Genomic DNA, 1827 nt, shown 5'->3' with positions numbered 1-1827 from the left:
GTTAGCCGAAGGTCCGATTTCTCAATCAATTCTAATCAAAATTTTACTACGTTTTAATAACAAGGGATCTCACTACTAGTACCATGCTCTCCATCTAATAAATAGCACTTAGGTTCAGTATTAAATAAATTCAAATCTTCTCTAAGAAATATCCCATCTTTCAAATTACTCTTAAAATCAAAATTAATGTCATTTAGTAAAATTCCCTGATCGGAGCTAGTAATTGAATATAGTCCAGGTTGATAATAAATCGGAATAAAACCAGAAGTCTCGAGAGGAGGGATATCTATTTGTTTATTCGATTGAATAACAACCGATAAAGTTCCTTGATCTGATGGTGCCTTTAATTTTATTGCAGGCTGGCTATCAATTATTATAGTCCAGAGCGGGTTAACAGAATTATCAGGACACCTTTCCCCAGTGCAAAGAAAGAATGGGTTTAACAAACAATGAATTAAACTAAAGATTAATAGGTATAAAGAAAATCTTGTAATTTTCATAAGAAAAATATTGAATCGGACTTTCGGCTAACGACCAAGGTGTTCCGACGTTCGCAACGGCACGAGTTTGCTTTGCAAACGAAGTGACGGAAGCGAATGTGGCGAAGCCCAAGCAAGGGTTGCGTAGCAAGCCCGCAGCGCTGCGGAAGCACCGAAAGTTAGACGCAGTTCAGAGATCTTTCAAAAGCGCAAAGGAATACTTGTTGTATTAACCGGTATATTCTTCAAATCAAATATATTATTTAACTTACTTTGAAGCGATTGCCTAACAAGCTCGGGATTTTGATTTGGACCTACAATAATTTCCCGAACCGAATTCTTGCCGTTTGATTCAAGTATTGGAAGTTCTACAAAAGGAATTAAGTTTCCATTATAAATTCTGTATTTCGTCTCAAAGTTATTTGCAGAAGCTATATTCGAGTGCGTTACAATTCTGACTTCTTCTTCCTCGTAAAATGAGGAGTTTTTTAGAAATGGTAGCAAATAAATTAATGCGCTAAAGATTCCGAAAGATGCAGATTGAATATCATTCCCATTACCTATCTCTTTATCGATTTTTAGAATGTATTCAATTATCCTATCAATTATAGTGTCCTGAACTTTCCGATCATAGATAACAGATTTAATACTTGCTTTCGTTAGTAGCAATCCCATTAAGTCTGTTAGCCAAAATTTAATTGCAAATGAATTTCCTTGGTCTCCGTAGCCTCGCCATTGGCTAAGAGAGTCTCTTTTATTTGACAAACTGAATAAATAAATAGTTGGAACCTGGAATTCAGCCCAGTTGCTTATTATGTAATGAAGTAATCGCTCCTGAGTGTCTATCTTGCTAAGGCGCTCTTTTAGAAGGTCTTTTCCATATTGAATTTCACTCGAATCGTTTAAATACAAAGCGTTAGTCGCCCAAATCTTTTGGGAATCAGTTATCCCGATTACGCCATTTAAATTAGTATAATGATATAATTCATGTTTGTATGATGTGAATTCACTATTGAATTCTTCAAATATACTCTTAAAGACTGTTTCAAATGCAAATTTAAATGGTTCTTTTTTCATGTTATACTTAAATATTTCTCTGAATTGCGTCTAACGACCAAGGTGTTCCGACGTTTCGCGAGTCCGTAAGGACTTGGCACGAGACTTGCTCTGCAAGACGAGTGACAAAGCGAAATGTGCCGTAGGCCAAGCAAGGGTTGCGTAGCAAGCCCGCAGCGCTGCGGAAGCACCGAAAGTTAGGCGTAGTATGGGCTACTTAACCGGAAGTAACCCTGAACTACTTTTTCGGGAAATATTTAACCCCATCTAGACCAATAAAATCTTCGTCTTG

1 protein-coding gene is annotated in these 1827 nt (G+C 36.8%); it reads right to left on the bottom strand.

The features are described from left to right. Window positions 1-680: 680 nt before the first annotated feature. Window positions 681-1556 carry a DUF2971 domain-containing protein gene (locus LEP1GSC192_RS15285; protein ID WP_020770893.1) on the bottom strand — a complete coding sequence of 292 codons (876 nt, stop codon included), beginning with the start codon at window positions 1554-1556 and terminating at the stop codon, window positions 681-683. Window positions 1557-1827: the final 271 nt, after the last annotated feature.

The sequence above is a fragment of the Leptospira sp. B5-022 genome (assembly GCF_000347035.1).
GTDB lineage: Bacteria > Spirochaetota > Leptospiria > Leptospirales > Leptospiraceae > Leptospira_B > Leptospira_B cinconiae.
This window is presented reverse-complemented; position numbering and strand designations above follow the sequence as displayed.